At 69.2% G+C, this 21,861-nt stretch carries 19 protein-coding genes; 13 read left to right on the plus strand and 6 right to left on the minus strand.

Translation table 11 applies throughout. The annotated features are described in order from the left end of the window. Window positions 1–85: 85 nt before the first annotated feature. On the minus strand, window positions 86–1,711 hold the full coding sequence (locus tag AC731_RS15350) for an ABC-F family ATPase (RefSeq protein ID WP_048707306.1): 1,626 nt from the start codon (window positions 1,709–1,711) through the stop codon (window positions 86–88). A gap of 74 nt (window positions 1,712–1,785) precedes the next feature. Then, window positions 1,786–3,192, minus strand: coding sequence for a diguanylate cyclase (locus AC731_RS15355; protein ID WP_048707308.1), 1,407 nt, complete (start codon window positions 3,190–3,192; stop codon window positions 1,786–1,788). Window positions 3,193–3,460: 268 nt separating this feature from the next. Between AC731_RS15355 and AC731_RS19685 the strand changes: the two genes are divergently transcribed. The 3 genes from AC731_RS19685 (at window position 3,461) to AC731_RS15365 (ending at window position 4,800) form a co-directional block, all read left to right on the plus strand. After that, window positions 3,461–3,625 carry a DUF1328 domain-containing protein gene (locus AC731_RS19685; protein WP_004257863.1) on the plus strand — a complete coding sequence of 55 codons (165 nt, stop codon included), beginning with the start codon at window positions 3,461–3,463 and terminating at the stop codon, window positions 3,623–3,625. Between the two features lie 126 nt (window positions 3,626–3,751). Beyond that, window positions 3,752–4,387, plus strand: a complete 636-nt coding sequence (locus tag AC731_RS15360; RefSeq protein WP_048707310.1) for a response regulator — start codon at window positions 3,752–3,754, stop codon at window positions 4,385–4,387. 14 nt (window positions 4,388–4,401) lie between these two features. Continuing rightward, window positions 4,402–4,800, plus strand: coding sequence for a response regulator (locus AC731_RS15365; RefSeq protein WP_004257870.1), 399 nt, complete (start codon window positions 4,402–4,404; stop codon window positions 4,798–4,800). Between the two features lie 25 nt (window positions 4,801–4,825). Here AC731_RS15365 and AC731_RS15370 read toward each other — a convergent pair whose 3' ends face one another. Then, window positions 4,826–6,196 carry a CHASE3 domain-containing protein gene (locus AC731_RS15370; protein ID WP_048707311.1) on the minus strand — a complete coding sequence of 457 codons (1,371 nt, stop codon included), beginning with the start codon at window positions 6,194–6,196 and terminating at the stop codon, window positions 4,826–4,828. Between the two features lie 148 nt (window positions 6,197–6,344). Next, complete coding sequence (locus AC731_RS15375) at window positions 6,345–6,656, minus strand: BON domain-containing protein (protein WP_004257878.1); 312 nt, start codon at window positions 6,654–6,656, stop codon at window positions 6,345–6,347. A 226-nt stretch (window positions 6,657–6,882) separates the two neighbouring features. Between AC731_RS15375 and AC731_RS15380 the strand changes: the two genes are divergently transcribed. Then, a complete protein-coding gene (locus tag AC731_RS15380; RefSeq protein ID WP_048707313.1) occupies window positions 6,883–8,046 on the plus strand; it encodes an exonuclease SbcCD subunit D in 1,164 nt (387 codons plus the stop codon). Then, the gene (locus tag AC731_RS15385) at window positions 8,043–11,243 is read left to right on the plus strand and encodes an AAA family ATPase (protein ID WP_048707316.1); all 3,201 of its coding nucleotides are present in this window, start codon (window positions 8,043–8,045) and stop codon (window positions 11,241–11,243) included. The genes AC731_RS15380 and AC731_RS15385 overlap by 4 nt, the downstream gene beginning before the upstream one ends. Here the strand turns inward: AC731_RS15385 and fghA are convergent. Next, window positions 11,219–12,067: an S-formylglutathione hydrolase gene (gene fghA / locus AC731_RS15390; protein ID WP_048707318.1), complete on the minus strand. Its 849-nt coding sequence runs from the start codon at window positions 12,065–12,067 to the stop codon at window positions 11,219–11,221. The genes AC731_RS15385 and fghA overlap by 25 nt on opposite strands. Before the next feature lie 87 nt (window positions 12,068–12,154). Then, the gene (locus AC731_RS15395; RefSeq protein ID WP_048707321.1) at window positions 12,155–13,270 is read right to left on the minus strand and encodes an S-(hydroxymethyl)glutathione dehydrogenase/class III alcohol dehydrogenase; all 1,116 of its coding nucleotides are present in this window, start codon (window positions 13,268–13,270) and stop codon (window positions 12,155–12,157) included. A gap of 145 nt (window positions 13,271–13,415) precedes the next feature. Here AC731_RS15395 and AC731_RS15400 point away from each other — a divergent pair, with 145 nt between their 5' ends. The 8 genes from AC731_RS15400 to AC731_RS15435 all read left to right on the plus strand — a co-directional run bounded on the left by AC731_RS15400 (window position 13,416) and on the right by AC731_RS15435 (window position 21,842). After that, the gene (locus tag AC731_RS15400; protein ID WP_004264167.1) at window positions 13,416–14,321 is read left to right on the plus strand and encodes a LysR family transcriptional regulator; all 906 of its coding nucleotides are present in this window, start codon (window positions 13,416–13,418) and stop codon (window positions 14,319–14,321) included. Between the two features lie 183 nt (window positions 14,322–14,504). Beyond that, window positions 14,505–16,109, plus strand: a complete 1,605-nt coding sequence (locus tag AC731_RS15405; protein WP_048707323.1) for a bifunctional aminoglycoside phosphotransferase/ATP-binding protein — start codon at window positions 14,505–14,507, stop codon at window positions 16,107–16,109. Between the two features lie 23 nt (window positions 16,110–16,132). Then, window positions 16,133–17,215 (plus strand): metal-dependent hydrolase, encoded by a 1,083-nt coding sequence (locus AC731_RS15410; protein WP_048707324.1) that lies wholly within the window; start codon window positions 16,133–16,135, stop codon window positions 17,213–17,215. A 39-nt stretch (window positions 17,216–17,254) separates the two neighbouring features. Then, window positions 17,255–17,803, plus strand: a complete 549-nt coding sequence (locus AC731_RS15415; RefSeq protein ID WP_048707327.1) for a redoxin domain-containing protein — start codon at window positions 17,255–17,257, stop codon at window positions 17,801–17,803. A gap of 18 nt (window positions 17,804–17,821) precedes the next feature. Further along, entirely contained in the window at window positions 17,822–18,712 is an 891-nt protein-coding gene (locus AC731_RS15420; RefSeq protein ID WP_048707330.1) for an alpha/beta hydrolase, read from the plus strand. Between the two features lie 130 nt (window positions 18,713–18,842). Further along, a complete protein-coding gene (locus AC731_RS15425; protein WP_004264175.1) occupies window positions 18,843–19,874 on the plus strand; it encodes a DctP family TRAP transporter solute-binding subunit in 1,032 nt (343 codons plus the stop codon). Between the two features lie 205 nt (window positions 19,875–20,079). Beyond that, a complete protein-coding gene (locus AC731_RS15430; RefSeq protein WP_048707333.1) occupies window positions 20,080–20,562 on the plus strand; it encodes a TRAP transporter small permease in 483 nt (160 codons plus the stop codon). Beyond that, window positions 20,559–21,842, plus strand: coding sequence for a TRAP transporter large permease (locus tag AC731_RS15435; RefSeq protein ID WP_048707335.1), 1,284 nt, complete (start codon window positions 20,559–20,561; stop codon window positions 21,840–21,842). The genes AC731_RS15430 and AC731_RS15435 overlap by 4 nt, the downstream gene beginning before the upstream one ends. Window positions 21,843–21,861 lie beyond the last annotated feature (19 nt).

Genomic DNA, 21,861 nt, shown 5'->3' on the forward strand with positions numbered 1-21,861 from the left:
CATCCCCGGTTTCAAGGTAGGTCGTCGTCGCAGACGTCATGAAAAACGCGGTGGCGCTTGGGTTCGCGGCCACCGCGTCAGCGGTTTAGTTCAACACGTACTTAGACAGGTATTCCTCGTAGGTGCCGCGATAATCCACGATCTGGCCGTCGAGCTTGATCTCGATGATGCGCGTCGCCAGCGAGCTGACGAACTCGCGGTCGTGGGAGATGAAGACCAGCGTGCCGCTGAACTTGTCCAGGCCGGTGTTCAGCGACTCGATGGATTCCATGTCGAGGTGGTTGGTCGGCTCGTCCATCAGCAGCACGTTGGGACGCGACAGCATCAGCTTGCCGAACAGCATGCGGCCCTGCTCGCCGCCGGAGATCACCTTCACCGACTTCTTCACCTCGTCACCCGAGAACAGCAGGCGGCCGAGCGTGCCGCGCAGCAGGGTCTCGTTGTCCTCGCCGGTGGCAGCGGCGGTGATGCGGGAGTAGGGGGCGATCCAGTCGGTCAGGCTGACGTCCTCGGCGAAGTCGGCCGAGTGGTCCTGCGCGTAGTAGCCCGGCTTGGCCTTCTCAGCCCACTTGATGGCGCCCTTCTGCGGCTGCAGCTCGCCCACCAGCAGCTTCATCAGCGTGGTCTTGCCGACGCCGTTCTCGCCGATGATCGCCACTTTCTCGCCTGCTTCGATGGCGATCGAGAAGCGGTTGATGAGCGGCTTCTCCATGCCCTCGTAGGCGAAGGAGATGTTGTCGACCTCGCAGGCCAGGCGGTGCAGCTTGTCCTTCTCGTCGTAGTCGAAGCGGATCCAGGGGTACTGGCGGCTGGACGGCTTCACGTCCTCGGGCTTCAGCTTGTCGATCAGCTTCAGGCGGCTGGTGGCCTGCTTGGCCTTGGACTTGTTGGCCGAGAAGCGGCGCACGAAGGCCTGCAGCTCCTGGATCTTGTCCTTGGCGCGGGCGTTGGCGGACGACTGGCGTTCGCGCGCCATGGTCGACGCTTCCATGTAGTCGTCGTAGTTGCCCGGGTAGATCGTGATCGTGCCGTAGTCCAGGTCGGCCATGTGGGTGCAGACCTGGTTCAGGAAGTGGCGGTCGTGCGAGATGATGACCATCGTGCAGTCGCGGTTGTTGAGCACGTCCTCGAGCCAGCGGATGGTGTTGATGTCGAGGTTGTTGGTCGGCTCGTCGAGCAGCAGGATGTCAGGGTTGGCGAACAGCGCCTGGCACAGCAGCACGCGCAGCTTCCAGCCGGGGGCGACTTCGCTCATCGGGCCGTTGTGCAGCGCGGTATCGATGCCGACGCCCAGCAGCAGCTCGCCGGCGCGCGCCTCCGCCGTGTAGCCGTCGTATTCGCCGACCTTGCCCTCGAGCTCGGCGGCGTGCATGTAGTCGTCTTCGGTGGCGTCCGGGTTGGCGTAGATCGCGTCGCGCTCCTTGATCGCCGCCCACAGTTCTTCGTGACCCATCATCACCACGTCGAGCACGCGCATGTCCTCGTAGGCGAACTGGTCCTGGCGCAGGTAGGCCATCCGTTCATGAACGTCCTTGGAGACGTTGCCGGCAGAGGCTTCGAGCGCACCGCACAGGATCTTCATGAAGGTCGACTTGCCGGCACCGTTGGCCCCGATCAGGCCGTAGCGGTTGCCGTCGCCGAACTTGACGGAGACATTCTCGAACAGGGGCTTGGCCCCGAACTGCATGGTGATGTTGGCTGCGACGAGCACGGAAAATCCTGTTTTTCAGATAAAACAAAGCCTTGCATTATAGCGCAGGCAAAGGCGCTGGTGCCGCGCGGCCTTCAGGCGTTCGCGTCGGGGAGATCGGGTTCGCAGCGATTGCGCCCGCCCTGCTTGGCGCGATACAGGGCGCCGTCCGCGCGATTGACCAGGCGCTGGTAGTCGGGATGGCCGTCGTGCATGGCCACGCCGATGCTGACGGTGACGTTGAGCTGTCCGCCGTTCGAGATCAGCAACGGTTCGGCCGCGATGCGCGTGCGGATCTTCTCGGCCACCCGCATCGCGCGGGTGTGGTCCATCTCGACCAGCACGATCAGGAACTCCTCGCCGCCATAGCGGAACACGAAGTCGCCCGAGCGCACGCTGTTCTGCAGGATCGCGGCGACTTGTTGCAGCACGCGGTCGCCCGCCTGGTGGCCGTGCGCGTCGTTGATGTGCTTGAAGTGGTCGACATCGACCAGCAGCAGCGCAAAGGGTTTCCCCTCGCTGCGGGTGATCTCGCATTCGCGCGCCAGGATGGCGGGCAGGAAGCGGCGGTTGAGCAGCTGCGTCAGGGCGTCCTTGCCGGACTCGAGGTCGACGAGGTGCTCGAACATGCTCTCGATGAGGAACTTGAGTTCGCCGACCTCGGCCTGGACCTGCTTGAGCAGGTGGCGTACCTCGCTCAGGTTGCCCGCGCCGAGCTGCTGCGCGCACAGCGGCAGCAGGGTCTCGTCGATCGAGCGCATCAGCTTGCGCACCGTCGCGTGTTCCGACGCGCCACGGAACAGGGCCGAGGCCTTGTGCTGCATCCACAGGCCGAAGGACGAGCCGCTGACGCTGGGCAGGTCGTCGCCGGGCTGGCCGGTCATCACCGTCTGCAGGAGGCGGTTCTCCCAGTCCAGCAGGGCCGAGCGCTGGCGCTCGCGTTCGAGCGACATGTTCTGCCCGGAGGAGAACGAGCGGTAGGCCTCGTCGATGCGTGCGGTGCGCTCGTGCGAGGCGACGAAGGCGGAGCTCATGACCTCGAAGGCAAGGTCGATGAGGCTGTCCACGTAGATCACCGCCTCGACCAGTTCGTCGCGTCCGAGCGGGCTGCGCGCAAGGTAGCCGCCGATGCGGTTCTTCAGCACGCGGGCGCCGCGCGCGACGATGTTGACCGGCACATCCACGCGCGAATGCACTTCGCCCACATGCCGCTGCATCGCCATCGCGGTGAGGAACTGCTCGCGTGTCTCGCACGAGAACAGCGTCGTCAGCCAGCGCTGCATGGACGCATGCAGGCGCTCATGGACGACCTCGCTGCTGAGGAAGGCGCGTGCCTCCGGGTCCTGCATCATGCGTTCGTAGAAGGCGTCGGCCATCGCCTCGCGATGGGTCGCGATGATGTCGCGTACCGCGGCGCGCGCGCCCAGCGGGGCCTGATCGAACAGGGCGAGCCAGTCGTTCTCGATGGTCTCGGTGGTCTGGGCGGGCAGTGATTTGTGCATCTTTCTGCTGGATTCGGACTAAAACAGCATTTTGCCACGCAACATCAGCGCATTCTGTTTGATGAAGGGGGCGATGTCGGAATCGTCCGACGCGGGTTTCGGAGCGGGCTGATGGGGCGGGCAGGGGGGCCTGCCTACAGTGGAGTCGGGCGCCGGACAACGGCACGCACCGCGCACCGCGCAGCGCGCCGTCGCCGAGGCGGCCCACCCGCCGCCGGGAGGCCGCTGCGGCTGGCGTCCGGCGGGTCTTCCGACAAAGGAGAGCAACATGCTGCACTATGCCGTCGTTTTCTTCGTCATCGCCCTGATCGCCGCCGTGTTTGGTTTCAGCGGCATCGCCGCCGGTGCCGCGGGCATCGCCAAGATCCTGTTCGTCGTGTTCCTGGTGATGGCCGTTGCCAGCTTCCTCATCAACCTCGCCAAGGGACGATGACGCCGGATACCGCCCCCGTGCTGGCCCAAGTCCGCCGCGGGGTGATCGCCGAGGGCCGGCGCCTGGATGGGCGACCGGCCGCTCGACTATCCTTCAACCGCTGGATCATGAATCGGACTACCGGCCATGTTGCGTATCGCCATCGTCGATGATCACCAGATCGTGCGCGCGGGCTTCCGCGAGATGCTTGCCGACGAACTGGGTTTCGAGTTCCCGTTCGAGGCCGCTTCCGGGGAGGAGGCGCTGCAGGGCCTGCGCCAGCATGAGACCGACGTGCTGCTGCTCGACCTCTCGTTGCCCGGTCAGAGTGGCGTCGATGTGCTGCGCGCCGCGCGCCAGCGCTACGACGCGCTCCGCATCCTGGTGCTGTCCGGCTTCCCGGAGGACCGCTATGCGCTGGCGATGATCCGCAACGGTGCCGACGGCTACCTGTGCAAGGACTGCACGCGCGAGGAGCTGATCAATGCGATCCGCACCGTGGCCCAGGGGCGCCGCTACCTGTCGCCGCGCACCGCCGAACTGCTGGCGCAGGAACTGACCGGCGGCGGCGCCAGCGCGCCGCACGAGAAGCTGTCCGACCGCGAGCTGCAGGTCTTCCTGCGGCTCGCGCGCGGCGAATCGGTGTCGGACATCGCCGCGGTCCTCAACCTGAGCGTCAAGACCGTCAGCACCTACCGCTCGCGGCTGCTCGAGAAGCTCGACGTGTCGAGCAACGCCGAACTGGCGACCTATGCCCTGCGTCACGGGCTCATCCTCGAATGACCGGTGCCCCTGCCATGGCCGAGTCCGACCCCCGTCCCCTCCGCGTCGTCCTCATCGAGGATTCGCCCATCCTCTGTGCGATGCTGCGCGACATGCTCGCCGAGCTCGATGGCGTCGAGGTCGTTGCCGCCGCCGGCGACGAGCAGGGGGCGCTGGCCGAGCTCGAGCAGCACCGGGCCGATGTCGCCATCGTCGACCTGGAGTTGCGCCAGGGCAGCGGGCTGGGCGTGCTCAGCCGCCTGAAGGCCGAGCCCGATCGTTTCGGGCGGCCGCGTGCGGTGGTGTTCTCCAACTACGGCCACAGCACGGTGCGTGCGCGCTGCAGTGCGCTCGGCGCGGAGCACTTCTTCGACAAGTCCTTCCAGATGGACGAGCTGCTCGACTTCATCCAGGCCGCCGTGCCGCGCTGCTGACCCCCGCACGCGACGGCGCGAGCACTTACGCTGCGGCGGCGTTCAGCGGGACGCGGGCTTCGATGCGGGTTCCGTGCCCCGGGCGGCTGGCGACCTCGAGACGGCCGGCCAGCATCTGCACGCGGTGGGCGATGCCGGTCAGGCCGTGGCGATTCAGGCGCTGCACCGACGGGTCGAAGCCGGTGCCGTCGTCTTCCACCTGCAACACGATCTCCTGCGGTTCGACCGTGAGGCTCAGGCGTACCCGCTTTGCCTGCGCATGGCGCCGAACGTTGGTGAGCGCCTCCTGCGCGATGCGGAAGAGCGCCAGCGATACGCTCGCCGGCAGCTCGGGAAGCGTTTCGGGCAGCTCCAGTTCGATCCGGCCCTCGTTCTCGCCCACCATCCCCGACTGTGCCAGCGAGCGCAGCGCCTCGATCAGGCCGAGCTCGGCCAGCAGGGGCGGGCGCAGGTCGGCGACGACGCGGCGCTTGATGGAGATCACCTGGCTCAGCGTGTCGAGCAGGCGGTCGAAGCGGTCGCGCAGCGGCGCCATCGCCTCGGCCGGCAGCTTGCGCGCGATCCAGCCCGCGTCCAGCTTGGCGGCCGTCAGCAGGGCGCCGAGTTCGTCGTGCAGCTCGCGTGCGATGCGTTCCTGTTCGGCCTCGCGCGTGTTCGTCAGGTAGGTGGCGAGGTTGCTGAGATCGGCGGTGCGTGCCGCGACCTCGGCCTGCAGGCGCGCGTTTTCCGACTGCAGCAGCGCGGCCAGCCGGTCGCGCAGCCGTTCCTGACGGTACAGCAGCACGATGATCGCCAGCAGCAACACCAGGACGCCCAGGCCGAGGACCGTATTCGTGCGGCGCGCCTCGGCGAAACGGTCGAACGAAGCCACGATCGTCGCGTTCATCTGCGCCACCGTCTGCGCCCGCAGCCCGAGGATGAGGCTGCGGATGTCGTCGGTGAGCTCCTTGCCGATCCCGCCGGTGGGGCCATCCGTCTTCGGCAATGCACTTTGCTCGAGCGCCTGCGTCATCACCTTCCAGCGTGCCTCGATCAGCAGCGCCAGCTGGTCGAGGCTGCTGCGCTGGGCGGCGTTCTCCCATTCGCCGGCCTTCAGCGCGGCCAGGGTCTTGTCGACAACGGCACGGCCATCCTGATACGGCGTCAGGAACACCGGGTTGTTGCTGTTGATGAAGCCCCGCACGCCCGATTCGGCATCGAGCACGTTCACCAGCAAGGTGTCCAGCTGGGCGATGCGGCTGGACCGTGCCTGCAGTTGCTGCAGCGCCTCGCGGCTGGTTGCGGACTGTCGCTGTGCGCTCAGCAGCCACACCACCCCGAGCGTGAAGCCGAGCGCCAGCACCATCAGGAGCAACAAGGTGGTGGTGCGGGGCAGAAGGGACGACGGACGGGACAAGGGGCTTCTCCGTGACGCGATCGGGACCGGAAGGGACCTTATAGCGGATGTTGCGCGACGACGGGCGGCCTGCGAGGAATCGAACCCGGGCCCCCCGGAATGCGAAAAAGGGGGATCGCTCCCCCTTCGTCTGTTTCCTTCGCCGTGCTTACGGACGGACGGCGATGTCGTTCTTGACCGCCTTCACGCCCGGGGTGCCGCGGGCGATCTCGGCGGCGCGGTTGCGTTCGGCGGTGCTCTTGGCGAAGCCGGACAGCTGTACGGTGCCCTTCAGCGTCTCGACGCTGATCGACATCGCGCTGACCGTCGGGTCCTCGGCGAACTTGGCCTTGACGCGGGTGGTGACGGTCGCGTCATCGACGTATTCGCCCACGGTGGATTGGTCGCGCGTGACGGCGCAGCCGACGGCGGTGAAGGCGAGCAGGCCCGACAGGGCGAGCGTGGCAGCGGTGTGCTTCATGATGGACTCCTGATGGGTGGCGGGTCTCCCCGCGAGCGGGATGCAAGTCAAATATAGACAAGGCCGGCCCGACCGGCTGTCCGACGAAACGGATCGCGCTGTAGGACGATTCTGTCGGCGCTGCGCACGCGCGTCCGCCAAGCCTGCGGGCGGCCGATGTGCCGTATCCTTCCGCTCGCGCCGGTGCGGACGGCCGCACGACTGCAAACCAACCCAGCGAGGCAAGATGCGATTCCTCCACTCCGCCGACTGGCATCTCGGCCGTGTCTATCACGGCGTTTCCCTGCTCGAGGACCAGGCCCACGTGCTCGGCGAATTCGTCCGCCTGGCCGCGGACACGCGACCCGACGCCATCCTGCTCGCCGGCGACATCTACGACCGTTCGGTGCCACCGGCCGAGGCCGTGCGCCTGCTCGACATGGTGCTGACCGAGCTGGTGCGCGGGCTGCGCATTCCGGTGGTGATGATCGCCGGCAATCACGATGGTCCCGATCGCCTCGCCTTCGGTGCGGACCTGCTCGGCGGCGCGGGGCTGACGGTGCGGGGCCCGGTGGAGGCCGACCCACAGCCGCTGGTGCTGCACGACGCTTACGGCGCGGTGGCGATCCACGCGCTGCCCTATGCCGAGCCGGCGGTGGTGCGTGCGGCGATGCCTGCATCTGACGATGAGAACGCCGCGGCGATCGACTCGCACCATGCCGCGCTGGCCGCGCAACTGCGGGCCGCGCGCGCAGCACAGCCGGCCGGCGCGCGCAGCGTGGTGGTGGCGCACGCCTTCGTGCTCGGCGGCAGCGAGAGCGAGTCGGAGCGGCCGCTGTCGGTGGGGGCCAGCGGCGCGGTGGGGGCGGCGCTGTTCGACGGTTTCGACTACGTCGCGCTGGGCCACCTGCACCGGCCACAACAGGTCGGTGAGGCGCGCATCCAGTATTCCGGCTCGCTGCTGAAGTACGCGTTCTCGGAAGCGGACCACGCCAAGTCGGTGAACCTGGTCGAGCTCGACGCCGCCGGCGCCTGCCGCATCGAGCGCCTGGCGCTGACGCCGCGCCGCGACCTGCGCATTGTCGAGGGCGAACTCGACGCTCTCCTCGCCGCCGCGGCGACCGATCCGCGCCGCGACGATTATATCCTCGCCCGCCTGGCCGATACCGGCGCGCTGCTCGACGCCATGGGCAAGCTGCGCACCGCCTATCCCAATGCGCTGGCCATCGAGCGTCCCGCGCTGGTCGGCGACGGCCCGGGCCGGGCCGCTGCGGACCATCGCCGCATCCGCGTGCAGGATCTGTTCGCCAGCTTCCACCTTGAAACCACCGGCAGGGCGCTGGACGAGGCCGGCCGCGACGTGCTCGACCGCCTCGTGGCGCGCATGGAACGCGAGGCGCGTCACGCATGAAGCCGCTCAAGCTCAGCCTGCAGGCCTTCGGCCCCTTCGCCACCCGCGAGGAGGTGGACTTCACCCGTCTGCCGCCCGGCGCGCTTTTCCTCATCGCCGGCCCCACTGGCGCGGGCAAGACCTCCATCCTCGACGGCATCACCTACGCGCTCTACGGCGACACCTCGGGCGGCGAGCGCAGCGCGCGCGAGATGCGCAGCCACCATGCCGACGCGGCACTGCAGACCGAGGTCGAGCTGGCGTTCGCGCTCGGCGCGCAGCGCTACCGCGTGCGCCGCGTGCCCGAGCAGACCCGCGCCGCGCAGCGTGGCGGCGGCGTGGTCAATGCACCGGCGAAGGCGGAACTGTTCCGCCTCGATGCCAATGGTGTGGACTGGATTCCGCTCGCCCAGCGCACCACCGAAGTCACCGCGCTGGTCGAGGACCTGCTCGGCTTCAAGGCCGATCAGTTCCGCCAGGTCGTGCTGCTGCCGCAAGGCCAGTTCCGCAAGCTGCTGGCGGCCAGTTCGGCCGAGCGCGAGAAGATCCTCGAAACCTTGTTCGGCACGGCCACCTACAAGCACCTGCAGGACGCCCTCAAGGCCGAGGCGGCCGCGCTGCGCGAACGCGGCGAGAAGGCCGCGCTGCAGCGCCAGACCCTGCTCGGCCAGGCGGGCGTCGACACGATGGACGCGCTCGTCGCCCGGCGTGACGCGCTGCAGGGCCAACTGGTGACGCTCGGCGACGCCGAGCAGCAGGCGCGGGCCGAAGACACCGCGGCGCGGGCCGCGCTGCAGCACGGTCAGGCGGTCGAGGCCCAGTTCGCCGAAGCGGCCGCCGCCGCCGCGGCGCTGCAGGCACTCGAGGCCGGCAAGGCCGAACTCGACGCCCAGCGCCTGCGGCTGGAACAGGCACGCCGCGCGATGCAGGTGCAGCCGGCCGATACCGCCCTGGCGTCCGCGCGCCGCAGTGCCGACGAGGTGGTGCAGCGCGAAGCCCAGGCCGCGCGCGACGCCACCGAAGCCGCCCAGCGCCTGGGCCAGGCCGAAGCCACGCTGCAGGCTGAGATCGCCCGCGCGCCGGCGCGCGAGGCGGCGCAGCGCGAGCTGCTGCGTCTCGAAGGGCTGGCCGAGGCTGTCGCCCGGTTGGCCCAGGCCGAGATCGAGGCTTGCCGCTGCGAGGCGGCGCGCATCGCGGCAGACAAGGCGCTCGCCGCCGCCACGGCCACGCAGCAGACGGTCGCCACCCGACGCACCACGCTCGCCGCACGCATCGACGCCCTGCAGCCGCTCGCGGCTGAGCGCGCCGCGCTCGAGCTGCGCCTGCAGCAGGCCGAGCAGCGCGCCCGGGCGCTCGCTGCACTGGCCGCGGCGCGCAAGCAGCTTGCCGGCCGCGAGGCGGAGGAGGCCAAGGCGATGACCCGCCATGAGGCCGCGCAGCGTGCTGCAGGCGAAGCCCGCGCCAAGGCTGCGGCGCTGGATGCGGACTGGCGCCAGGCCCAGGCCGCCATCCTGGCCGCTCACCTGCATGCCGGCGAGGCGTGCCCGGTGTGCGGCAGTGCGGCGCACCCGGCACCTGCCCGGCACGAGGGCGAGCTGCCGACCGAGCAGGCGCTGCAGGCCGCAGCCGAGCGTGCACGCGAGGCGGAGGCGGTGCTCGATGCCGCCCGCCAAGCGCTCAACCTGGCCGAGCTGGCGCGCGCCACGGCCGCGGCCGAGGTCGCCACGCGCGTGGCCGACTTGCAGCCCGCCGACTTACAGCCCGCCGAGGGCGCTGCGCCCGAACACCCGCTATCGATCGTGGAGGAGGGCGCGCCCGCGACCGATGCCGCCGAACTGCGACGGCAGCTCGACGCCGCCCGCGCGGCCGCGCTCGAGCTCGAACCCCTGCGCGTGCAACTGCAGGCTGCCGATGCCGAGCTCGGCAAGGCCGCAATCGCTGGCGAACAGGCCCGCACCCAGGCGGCGGAGGCGGCCAGCGCCGCGCGCGCCGCGCAGCACGTGGCCGACGAGCGTCGCGCAGGCGTGCCCGAAGCCCTGCGTACCCCTGACGCGCTGCAGGCCGGCATTGCCCAGGCGCAGGACACGCGCCAGCGTCTGGAACGTGCGCTGCAGCAGGCCCAGTCTACCCAGGGCGAAGCGGCCAGCCGGGCGGCCGCGCTGCGCGCGCAGCACGCCACGCTGGCCGAGGGCGTGCAGGCCGCACAGGCGCGTGTCGTCGAGGCGCATCGGCAGTTCGTCGCGGCCTTGCAGACGGCAGGCTTCTGGCCGGACGGCACCAGCGAGGGGGACGAGGGGGCCGCGGACCACGCGGAAGCTGCCTGGCGCGCGGCGCTACTGCCGGCCGAGCGCATTGCGATGCTCGAGTCCGCCGTCCGTGATGCCGACGACCGCCGCGCCGCGGCCCTCGAGCGTGCCGGACGCGCCGCGCAGGCGGTGGCCGGCCTGGTCCGTCCCGATCTCGCCACACTCGACGCCCGCGCCACGGCGTCGCGCGCGCGGGTCGAAGCGGTGGTCGACCGCATCGGTCAGACTCGCAGCGAGCTGCGCACCGTCACCGACACGCTCGCCCGCCTCGACGAGATCGCGCGCGAATCCGGCGCCATCGAGGCCGAATACCGCGTCGTCGGTCATCTCGCCGACATCGCCAACGGCAACAACGGCCGCAACCTCACCTTCCAGCGCTATGTGCTGGCCGCGCTGCTCGACGACGTGCTGCGCGCGGCCTCGCTGCGCCTGTCGACCATGAGCCGCGGCCGCTACCAGCTGCAGCGGCGCGAGGACGTGGCCGATGCCCGCCGCGCCGCGGGCCTCGATCTCGAGGTCTTCGACGAATACACCGGCCGTACGCGCCCGGCCAGCACCCTGTCCGGCGGGGAAGGCTTCATGGCCTCGCTGTCGCTCGCGCTCGGCCTGTCCGACGTGGTCCAGGCCTACGCCGGGGGCGTGCAGCTCGACACCCTGTTCATCGACGAAGGCTTCGGCAGCCTCGACCCGGAATCGCTCGACATGGCGATGAAGGCGCTGATCGACCTGCAACAGCGTGGCCGCACGGTGGGCGTGATCTCGCACGTCGAGGAGATGAAGCAGCAGATCGACGTGACGATCGAGGTGGTGCAGGGGGTGAGGGGGAGCCGGGTGAAGGTGCAAGCGCGATCCACCGGCTGCGGCACCGAAGGCCGCAGCCGTCGTGCTTACCCCGCCAGTGCCCGCGCGTGATGCCGCAGGTGATCCTCGATGAAGCTGGCGATGAAGTAGTAGCTGTGGTCGTAGCCCGGCTGCAGGCGTAGCGTCAGCGGGTGGCCGGCTGCGGTGGCGGCGGCCTGCAGGGCCTCGGGCTTGAGCTGCTCGGCGAGGAAGCCGTCGGCCTCGCCCTGGTCGACCAGCAGCGGCAGGCGTTCCGCAGCCTGCGCAATCAGCGCGCAGGCGTCCCATTCGCGCCATTGCGTGCGCTCGTCGCCCAGGTAGCGCGAGAAGGCCTTTTCACCCCACGGGCATTGCATCGGGTTCGTGATCGGTGCGAAGGCCGACACCGACCGGTAGCGCCCCGGGTTGCGCAGCGCGCACACCAGCGCGCCGTGCCCGCCCATGGAGTGGCCGCTGATGCCGCGCCGGTCGGAGGCGGGCAAGTTCGCCTCGATCAGCGCGGGCAGCTCCTCCACCACGTAGTCGTGCATGCGGTAGTGGCGCGACCACGGTGCCTGCGTGGCGTTTAAGTAGAAGCCGGCGCCGTGGCCGAAGTCCCACGCGCCGTCCGGGTCGCCCGGCACCTCGGCGCCGCGCGGGCTGGTGTCGGGGGCCACGATGATGAGGCCCAGCTCGGCGGCCACACGCTGCGCACCCGCCTTCTGCATGAAGTTCTCGTCGGTGCAGGTGAGTCCCGACAGCCAGTACAGCACCGGCAGGCGGGCGCCCGGCTGCTCGGCCTGCGGTGGCAGGTAGACCGCGAACACCATGTCGCAGGCCAGTGCCTGCGAGTGGTGACGGACGCGCTTGTGCCAGCCGCCGAAGCTTTTCTGGGTGCTGAGGATTTCCAGACTCATGGCCATGTCTCCGGGCAAGGTGGGGTCAGGATGGGGCAGCGCAGCCGGGCTCGCTGGGAGCGTGGGCGCGCTGCGGCTGCAGCTTGATCAGAAGTGAATCACCGTGCGGATGCTCTTGCCCTCGTGCATCAGGTCGAAGGCCTTGTTGATGTCCTCGAGCGGCATGGTGTGGGTGATGAAGTCGTCGAGCGGAATCTCGCCCTTCTGTGCTTTCTGCACGTAGCTCGGCAGCTCGGTGCGGCCCTTCACGCCGCCGAAGGCGCTGCCGCGCCATACGCGGCCGGTGACGAGCTGGAACGGACGGGTGCTGATCTCCTGCCCGGCGCCGGCCACGCCGATGATGGTCGATTCGCCCCAGCCCTTGTGGCAGCACTCGAGTGCGGCACGCATCAGCTTGACGTTGCCGACGCACTCGAAGGAGTAATCCACGCCGCCGTCGGTCAGGTCGACGATCACGTCCTGGATCGGCTTGTCGTGGTCCTTCGGGTTGACGAAGTCGGTCGCGCCAAGCTTTCTCGCGATGTCGAACTTGGCCGGGTTGATGTCAACGGCGATGATGCGGCCGGCCTTGGCCATCTTCGCGCCGATGATCGCTGCCAGGCCGATGCCGCCCAGGCCGAAGATGGCGACGCTGGCGCCTTCTTCCACCTTGGCGGTGTTGAGCACCGCGCCGATGCCGGTGGTGACGCCGCAACCGAGCAGGCAGACCTTGTCCAGCGGCGCGTCCTTGTCGATCTTGGCGAGCGAGATCTCGGGCACCACGGTGTATTCCGAGAAGGTCGAGGTGCCCATGTAGTGGTAGATCGGCTGGCCCTGGTAGGAGAAGCGCGTGGTGCCGTCGGGCATCAGGCCCTTGCCCTGGGTGGCGCGCACGGCCTGGCACAGATTGGTCTTGCCCGACTTGCAGAACTTGCACTCGCGGCATTCGGCCGTGTACAGCGGGATCACGTGGTCGCCGACCGCGAGCGAGGTCACGCCTTCGCCCACCGCCTCGACGATGCCGCCGCCCTCGTGACCGAGAATGGACGGGAAGATGCCTTCGGGGTCGTCGCCCGACAGCGTGAAGGCGTCGGTGTGACACACACCGGTGGCGACGATGCGCACCAGCACTTCGCCTTTCTTCGGCGGTTCGACATCCACTTCGACGATCTGCAGGGGCTGGTTGGGGCCGAAGGCCACGGCGGCGCGCGATTTGATGCTCATGGCTGGAATCCTGAAGGCAAGCGGGCGCACTGCCCGCGACGCTGAAAGTATCCGTATGCGGCTAAATCCGATAAATGGATAATTTGAGATTTCACGATTCCAGATTCTGGAATAATCCGGCCCTCAATCCGACTGGACGACGAGCATGCTGAACCGCCTGGAAATGCTGCGCATCTTCTGCACCGCCGCGGAGTCGCGCAACTTCAAGGAAGCCGCCACCCGCCTCGGCGTGTCGCCGCAGGCGGTCACGCGCGCGGTGAAGGAGCTGGAGGGCCATGTCGGGGAGCTGCTCTTCCATCGCAACACCCGTCACAACCGCATCACCGAAGTCGGCGAACAGCTTGCGGCGCGGGCGCGGCTGAGCCTGCAGGGCGTGGATGCGATCTTCCAGGGCGCCGACCAGGCGCGCGCCAGCGAGCTGGCCGGTCTGGTGCGCATCACCGCGCCGCGGGCACTCGGCCGCCACGGGCTGATGCGGGTGCTGGGCGAGCTGTGCGCGCAGCATCCGGGGCTGCAGCTCGACCTGCGCTTCTCCGACCAGTTCGCCGACGTGGTCGATGAGCAGATCGACATCGGCATCCGCGTCGGCGTGCTGCGCGACAGTCGCTTCGTCGCACGGGCCGTGTCGAGCGTGTCCTTCCACATCGTCGCCGCGCCCGAGCTGCTCTCGCGCTGCGGCGCACCGAAGACACTGCAGGAGCTGGCCGAGCGTCCGACCACGGTCGCCATCGACCCCAACACCGGGCGGCCCTGGGCGTGGTTCCTGGCCGGCGGCCAGCAGTGGCTGCCGCGCGCGCCCACTTTCGCCACCGACGACACCGGCGCCGAGGCCGAGGCGGTGCTCGCCGGCGTCGGCTTCGGCCAGCTCACCGCCTACCTGGCCGCGCCGCATCTGCGCTCGGGGCGGCTGGTCGAGGTGCTGCCCGAACTGGCGCCCGAGCCGTGGAGCCTCTCGGTGTACCGCCCCCAGCGCGGCCCGGTGGCGGCGCGCATCCGCCTCGTGTTCGACCGGCTGGTGGCGTTCTTCAGCGAGGGCAGCCGCTTTCCGTAGTCGGGGTTCCGGGCGTCAGGTGCCCGCGGGGCGCGACGATTTCCGGCGCGCATGCGACTTCCTTGTCGATCTGCCTTGAATCGCCCGCATCATTGCCCCCTGCGCCGCGCCTGTCCATGATGCGGGATTCGGGCTTGAAGAACGGTATCCGCCGGCGTGCGGATTGCGAGGGAGGGTCTGGAAATGCGAGAGGAAAACTGCGGCGAGCGCGGATTGCTGCGCCAGTTGATGCAGCCGGGCGTGCTGCCCGGCTCGGACGGCGGCGTGGGCCTGATCGAGACCCACATCTCCTGGGTGCTGCTGGCCGGCGACTACGCCTGGAAGCTGAAGAAGCCGCTCGATCTGGGTTTCCTGGATTTCAGCACGGTCGGCCGCCGCCGCGAGGCCTGCGAGGCCGAACTGCGACTGAACCGGCGTACGGCGCCTGAGCTTTACGAAGCGGTGGTGCCGGTGTGGCGTGCCGGGGAGGGTGTGCGCGTGGGCGGCGAGGCGCCAGCCGCGGGTGCCGTGGCAGACGACTACCTGGTGCGCATGCGCCGCTTCGAGCAGTCCGCGCTGCTGGCCCATCGGCTGGCGGCGGGAGCCTTGGCGCCCGAACTGTTCGACCGTCTCGCGCGCCATGTCGCGGATTTCCATGCCGTTGCGGCGGTGGCCAAGCCGGGCGAGGGTTTTGGCGATGCGGCGGCGGTGCTGGCGCCGGTGCGGCAGAACTTCGCGCAGGTGCGGGAGCGGATCGAGGATCCGGCGCTGCGGGCCGAGCTGGCGCGGGTGGAGGCCTGGGTCGAAGCGCAGGCGGTGACGCTGGCGTCGGTGTTCGATGCCCGCCTGGCGGAAGGCCGGGTGCGCGAATGCCACGGCGACCTGCACCTGGGCAACCTGATCGTGCTCGAAGGCGAGCCGCGTCTGTTCGATGCGATCGAGTTCAGCGCCGAACTGCGGTGGACGGACGTCGTCGCCGACATCGCCTTCCTGGTCATGGACTTGCAGCTGCGCGGGCAGGACGTGCTGGCCAATCGCTTCCTCAATGCCTGGCTTGAGCGCAGTGGCGACTACGGCGGCCTGCGACTGCTGCCCTGGTATGTGAGCTACCGCGCGATGGTACGGGCCAAGATCGCGGCGATCCGCGCCAGCCAGGTCGACGGCGAGGCGCGCAGCGAGAGCCTGGCGGAGTGTGCACGTTACCTCGCGCTGGTGGCGGCCCAGGCGCGGCCGACGGCGCCGGCGCTGCTGATCGCCAGCGGCGTGTCCGGTTCCGGCAAGAGCAGTCAGTCGCAGCCGCTGGTGGAACAGGGCGGCGTGATCCGGGTGCGCGCCGACGTCGAGCGCAAGCGCCTGTTCGGCCTCGACGCCATGGCGGCGAGCGGGTCGGCGCTCGGCGGTGGGCTGTATTCCGCCGAGGCGACCGCGCGCACCTACGCGCGGCTCGCCGAGCTGGCACGAACGGTGGTGGCGGCGGGCTATCCGGTTCTGCTCGATGCGACCTTCCTCAGGCGCGCGCAGCGGCGCAGCCTGGCGGAGCTGGCGGGCGTGCTCGGCGTGCCCTTCGTCATCCTCGCTTTCGATGCGCCGCCCGAGGTGCTGCGCGAGCGGGTGCGCCGACGTGCGGCGGCGGGCAAGGACGCCTCGGAAGCCGATCTCGCGGTGCTCGAGGCGCAACTTCGGACGCGCGAACCGCTCGAAGAGGAGGAACTCGAGCGCGCGCTGCCGATCGATACCCGCTCGGCGCCGGACTGGCGCGCGCTGATGCCCGCGCTCCGCCAGCTGTGGCCGGGGGCGGCATACCCTTAGAACGCAACGACTTCCGGAATTCGATGGACACCTTGACCCATGCCCTTTCGGGCGCCCTTGTCGGCCGCGTGCTTGCCGGCCGCCGGGCGCCGCCCGCCACGGCGCCGATGGCACGGCCGCCGGTGTGGCAGATGGTGGTCGCCGGCACCGTGGCCGCGACCTTTCCCGATCTCGACTTCGTGCTCGGCTGGGTGTCCGAGCTCACCTACCTGCGCGGCCATCGCGGCGTGACCCATTCGCTCGTGCTGTTGCCCCTGTGGGGGCTGCTGATCGCCTGGCTGCTGGCGCGCTTCTGGCAGCGCGGCGGGCGGACCGGGGCGGGGTGGCGGTCCTTCTACCTCGTTGTCTGCAGCGCGATCTTCGTGCACATCCTGGGCGACCTCATCACCCAGTTCGGTACGATGATCCTGTCGCCGTTCTCGGACCGGCGCTTCGGCTGGGGCACGACCTTCATCATCGATCTGCCCTTCACCGGCATCATCCTCGCCGGCCTGCTGGCGAGCGCGCTGTGGCGCAGCAGCCGGGTGCCGGCGGCGAGCGCGCTGGTTCTGCTGGCGGGCTGGGTGGGGGTGCAGGCGGTCGGTCGCGGGGAGGCGATCGAGGCCGCGCGCGATTACGCCGCCCGCGAGGGTATCCAGGCGGTGCTGGTCGATGCCGCGCCGCGGCCGGCGTCACCCTTCAACTGGACCGCGATCGTGTTCGACGGCGAGCGCTACCACTACGCCCACATCAATACCCGGCGCAGCGAGCCCCTGGTGGCGGGCGCCGACGACAACTTCATCCGCCGTTTCTCGGCGCCCTACCAGCCGGTGGCGATGGCGAAGTGGGAGGTGCGCGAGCGCTTCGGCGACAACGGTACGCGTGAACTCGCGCAGAAGGTGTGGCAGGCGGAGGATTTCGCCTTCTATCGCTGGTTCGCGATGTTCCCGGTGCTCGACCATGTCGAGAACGGACCCTCGGGCCTGCTATGCGCGAATTTCGTGGACCTGCGCTTCATGACGCCGGGGCGCGACAACACGCCGTTCCGCTACGGCCTGTGCAGTGGCGAGGGCGGCTGGCGCCTGTTCGAGCGCGAACTGGGCGGTTTGCGCTGGGTGATGGATTGAAGACGCGATGCCCTTGCAGCGCACGATACGGACTGTGCCATGACCGAACCTGATCCGGCCGCGACGCCGGTTTCCGTCAAGCCCTCGCGCTGGCGGCGTTTCTCGCGCGACCTGGCGTTCGTCGTCGCCATCGTGCTCGGCATGCACTGGGTGCAGACGCGCCACGTGCCCGACGGCGAGGCGCCGCCGTTCGCCGCGCCGGCGGCGGCAGGCGGGGAACTCAGCCTGGGGGCGTGGCGCTCGGCCCATGCGGACGGGCCGGTCGGGCTCTACTTCTGGGCCGACTGGTGCGGCATCTGCACCGCGCAGCAGGGCAGCATGGACGACGTGCAGGCCGACTGGCCGGTGCTGACGGTGGCGATGCAGTCCGGCGACGCCGCGGCCGTGGCGCAGGTGCTGGCCGCGCGCGGGCTGGACTGGACGACGGCCGTGGATGCCGACGGACGCATCGCCGGCCGCTACGGCCTGCGGGGCGTGCCGGCCTTCGTCGTGCTCGACCGCGAGGGCCGGATCCGTTCGGTGAGCGTCGGCTACACCACCGAGTGGGGCATCCGCGCCCGCCTGTGGTGGGCCGGGCTGACGGGCTGAGGGCGGAGACTAGGGGCCATGGCGACGACGACCGGACTGTTCGCAGCCTTTGCTGCCGGGGCAGCAGCCCTGGCCGGCGGTCGCGCCGCCGTGCACTGGGGGATCCGCAAGGGGTTGGCGGCGCCGCGCGTGCCGCATGACACCGACCCTGCGGCGCTCGGCCTGGGCTTCGACACGGTGCGCATCGCCACCGCCAACGACAAGACCCTGCATGGCTGGTTCATTCCCGTGCCGGGCAGTTCTGCCGCGCCTGCGGTGGTGGTGCTGCATGGCTGGGGCGGCAATGCGGCGCTGATGCTGCCGCTGGCGCGGCCGCTGCACGCGGCCGGCTTCGCCACGCTGTTCGTCGATGCGCGCTGCCACGGCGCGAGCGATGAGGACAGTTTCGCCTCGCTGCCACGCTTCGCCGAGGACGTCGAGCACGCCTTCGACTGGCTCGCCACGCGTGCGGGCGTCGACCCGCGGCGCATCGCGCTGCTGGGCCATTCGGTGGGGGCGGGCGCCGTGCTGCTGGCGGCCTCGCGCAGGCCGCAGGTGGCGGCAGTGGTCAGCGTGGCCGCCTTTTCCCATCCTGCGGCGATGATGCGGCGCTGGCTGGCGGCCAAGCGCCTGCCCGAGCGCCCGGTCGGCCGCTACATCCTCGACTATGTGCAGCGCACCATCGGCCATCGCTTCGACGACATCGCGCCGGTCGCCACCGTCTCGCGCATCCGCAGGCCGGTGCTGCTGGTGCATGGCGAGGACGACGAGGTGGTGCCGATCGACGAGGCGCACCAGATCTTCGCGGCGCGCGGCGAGACGCCGGTCGAGCTGATCACGGTGTCGGGCGACCACGAATCCTTCGCCGATCTCGAGCACCATCTCGGCAGTCTCACCGACTTCCTGCGGCGGGTGTTGGCACCGCGTTGAGCAGCTCGCTGGCGGCATCGGGCGATTTTGCGCTGGCCCGCAGGCCCCCCGGTTTGTAGAATCGGCCCTCCCCTTGCGCTGCGTCCGCCGCCGCGCGTCTCGACTCAAAACCAAGAAACGGAGACGTCTCATGCAAAAACGCCGCTTCAACGCCCTCATCGCCGGTCTGTTCGCTTCCGCGGCGCTCGGCCTGTCGATGCCGGTCTCGGCTCAGCAGTACAAGGACGAATACAAGCTGTCGACCGTGCTCGGCGAAGCCTTCCCGTGGGGCTGGGGCGCCAAGCGCTGGGCCGACCTGGTGGCCGAAAAGACCGAAGGCCGGATCAAGATCAAGGTCTATCCGGGCACTTCGCTGGTGTCGGGCGACCAGACCAAGGAATTCACCGCGCTGCGCCAGGGCATCATCGACATGGCGGTGGGCTCGACCATCAACTGGTCGCCGCAGGTGAAGGAGCTGAACCTGTTCGCGCTGCCCTTCCTGATGCCGGACCACAAGGCGATCGATGCGCTGACGCAGGGCCGCGTCGGCAAGAAGATGTTCGACACCCTGGCAGAGCGCGACGTGGTGCCGCTGGCCTGGGGCGAGAATGGTTTCCGCGAGGTGTCGAACTCGAAGAAGCCGATCCGCACGCCGGACGACGTGAAGGGCATGAAGATGCGCGTGGTGGGGTCGCCGTTGTTCCTCGCCACCTTCAATGCGCTGGGTGCCAACCCGACGCAGATGAGCTGGGCCGATGCCCAGCCGGCGATGGCGACCGGTGCGGTGGATGGCCAGGAGAACCCGCTGGCCGTGTTCAATGCGGCCAAGCTGCACACGGTGGGGCAGAAGCACCTGACCTTGTGGGGCTATGTGGCCGATCCGCTGATCTTCGTGGTCAACAAGAACGTGTGGAACTCGTGGTCCGAGGCGGATCGCAAGGCGGTGTCCGAGGCCGCGCAGCAGGCGGCGAAGGAAGAGATTGCCCGTGCCCGCGCCGGCATCTCGGAGAGTGACGACGCGCTGCTGAAGGAGATCGAGGCCAACGGCGTGGCGGTGGTGCGCCTCTCCGATGCCGAGCGCGACGCCTTCCGCAAGGCCACGGCCGGTGTGTACAAGGAATGGGCCGAGAAGATCGGTTCGGACCTGGTCAAGCAGGCCGAGGAAGACATCGCCAAGCGTTGATTGCCCTCGTTCTGCCCGCCGTGGCTGTGCCGGACATTCCTTCTGCGGGCTGTGGAACTCGCCCTTCGGGTTCAGACAGTCCTCGCCCGCACCAGGAATATCCGGCACATCCCCGGCTACGCGGGCGACCGCGATCCCGATTTGCGCCCCGCCTGCCCTCGGTCGCCGCTGGCCGGGGCTGTTTCCATTTTCCTTGGCAGTTCTGATGAGCATCGAATCGCAGCACGAAGACGCGAGCACTGCGCCCTACACCGTCGAACAAATCCTCTCCGGCATCGTCATGGGGCTGATAGTACTGATCACCTTCGGCAACGTACTGGCGCGCTATTTCACCTCGCAGTCCTTCGCCGCGACCGAGGAGTTCTCGATCGCGCTGCTGATCGTGTTGTCTTTTGTCGGCTCCTCGGCGGCCTTTGCCTTTGACCGCCACATCCGGGTCGATTTCTTCGTACGCAAGTTGCCGCCGGGGGGCCGTGTCGTGGCCGACTGGCTCTCGTTCGCGGTCACGGCCAGCCTGTTCGCCTTCATCGCCTTCTATGCCGGGCGCCTGACCTGGGACCAGTACCGGTTTGAAGAGACTTCGCCCGCGCTGGGCGTGCCGCAGTGGTGGTACACGGTGTGGATGCCGGTGCTGGCGGTCGCGCTGGTGTTGCGTCTGGTGCTGACCCGCATGCGGAGGCGCGCATGATCGGCACCGTCCTGATCGGTCTGTTCCTGCTCGCGCTGGTGGCGGGTATGCCGCTGGCCACCGGGCTGGGCGTTGCCAGTGTCGCGGTGCTGGCGATGGCGGGGTTCGACCAGCTTGCGGTGCCGACCAACATCTACGCAGGCATCGCCAAGTACCCTTTGCTGGCGATCCCGATGTTCATCCTCGCCGGCATGATCTTCGAGCGCTCCGGGGTGGCGGTGCGCCTGGTGCGCTTCGTCACCGCAATGGTGGGCGAATGGACCGGCTCGCTGGCGGTCGTTGCCGTGCTGGTGTCGATGCTGCTGGGCGGCATCTCCGGCTCCGGCCCGGCCGACGCCGCGGCCGTGGCGGCGGTGATGTTGCCGTCGATGATCGCGCGCGGTTATCCGAAGGGCTTCTCGGCCGGCCTGATCGCCGCCTCGGGTTCGACTGCGATCATCATCCCGCCCTCGGTCGCCTTCATCGTCTACAGCGTGATGGTGCCTGCAGCGACGGTGCCGGCGCTGTTCGCCGCCGGCCTCTTCCCGGGCATGATTGCCGCGCTCTGCCTGCTGGTGCCGGCCATCATCATCAGCCGCAAGCATGGGTTCGGCCGCGACTACAAGGCCGAGCGTCCGCCGCTGGGCAAGAGCTTCATCGATGCGATCTGGGGCCTGCTGGCGCCGGTGATCATCCTCGGCGGCTTGCGCACCGGCGTCTTCACCCCGACCGAGGCCGCGGTGGTGGCGGTGGCTTACGGCATCTTCGTCGGCATGGTCATCTACCGCAGCATCAGCCTGAAGGGCCTGTTCCGTATCCTGGTCGATGCCGGCGAGCTGTCGGCCGTGGTGCTGATGATCATCGGCATTGCCTCGGTGTTCGCATGGGCGGGCAATACGCTGGGTATCTTCGATGTTGCGGCGAAGGCGCTGGTCGGGCTGCACTCCAGCGAATGGATGATGCTGCTGTCGATCAACCTGCTGCTGCTCGTCGCGGGCATGTTTCTCGACGCGATCTCGATCTTCCTGATCCTGCTGCCATTGCTGGTGCCGATCGCGGTGGCGATGGGCTGGGACCTGGTGTGGTTCGGGGTGATGATGACGATCAATCTCGCCATCGGCCAGTTCACGCCGCCGATGGCGATCTCGCTGATGATCACCTCGCGCATTGCCGGCATCGGCATGGAAGAGACCTTCCGCTGGGTGATCTGGCTGGTCCTGGCCATGGGCGCCGGACTGACGCTGATGATCGTGTTCCCGCAGCTTGCGCTGTGGCTGCCAGGGAAGCTGGGCTACCTGTAACCGCAAGCGGTCCTGCGTG

This window comes from Thauera humireducens, from assembly GCF_001051995.2.
In the GTDB taxonomy this organism is placed as follows: Bacteria; Pseudomonadota; Gammaproteobacteria; order Burkholderiales; family Rhodocyclaceae; genus Thauera; species Thauera humireducens.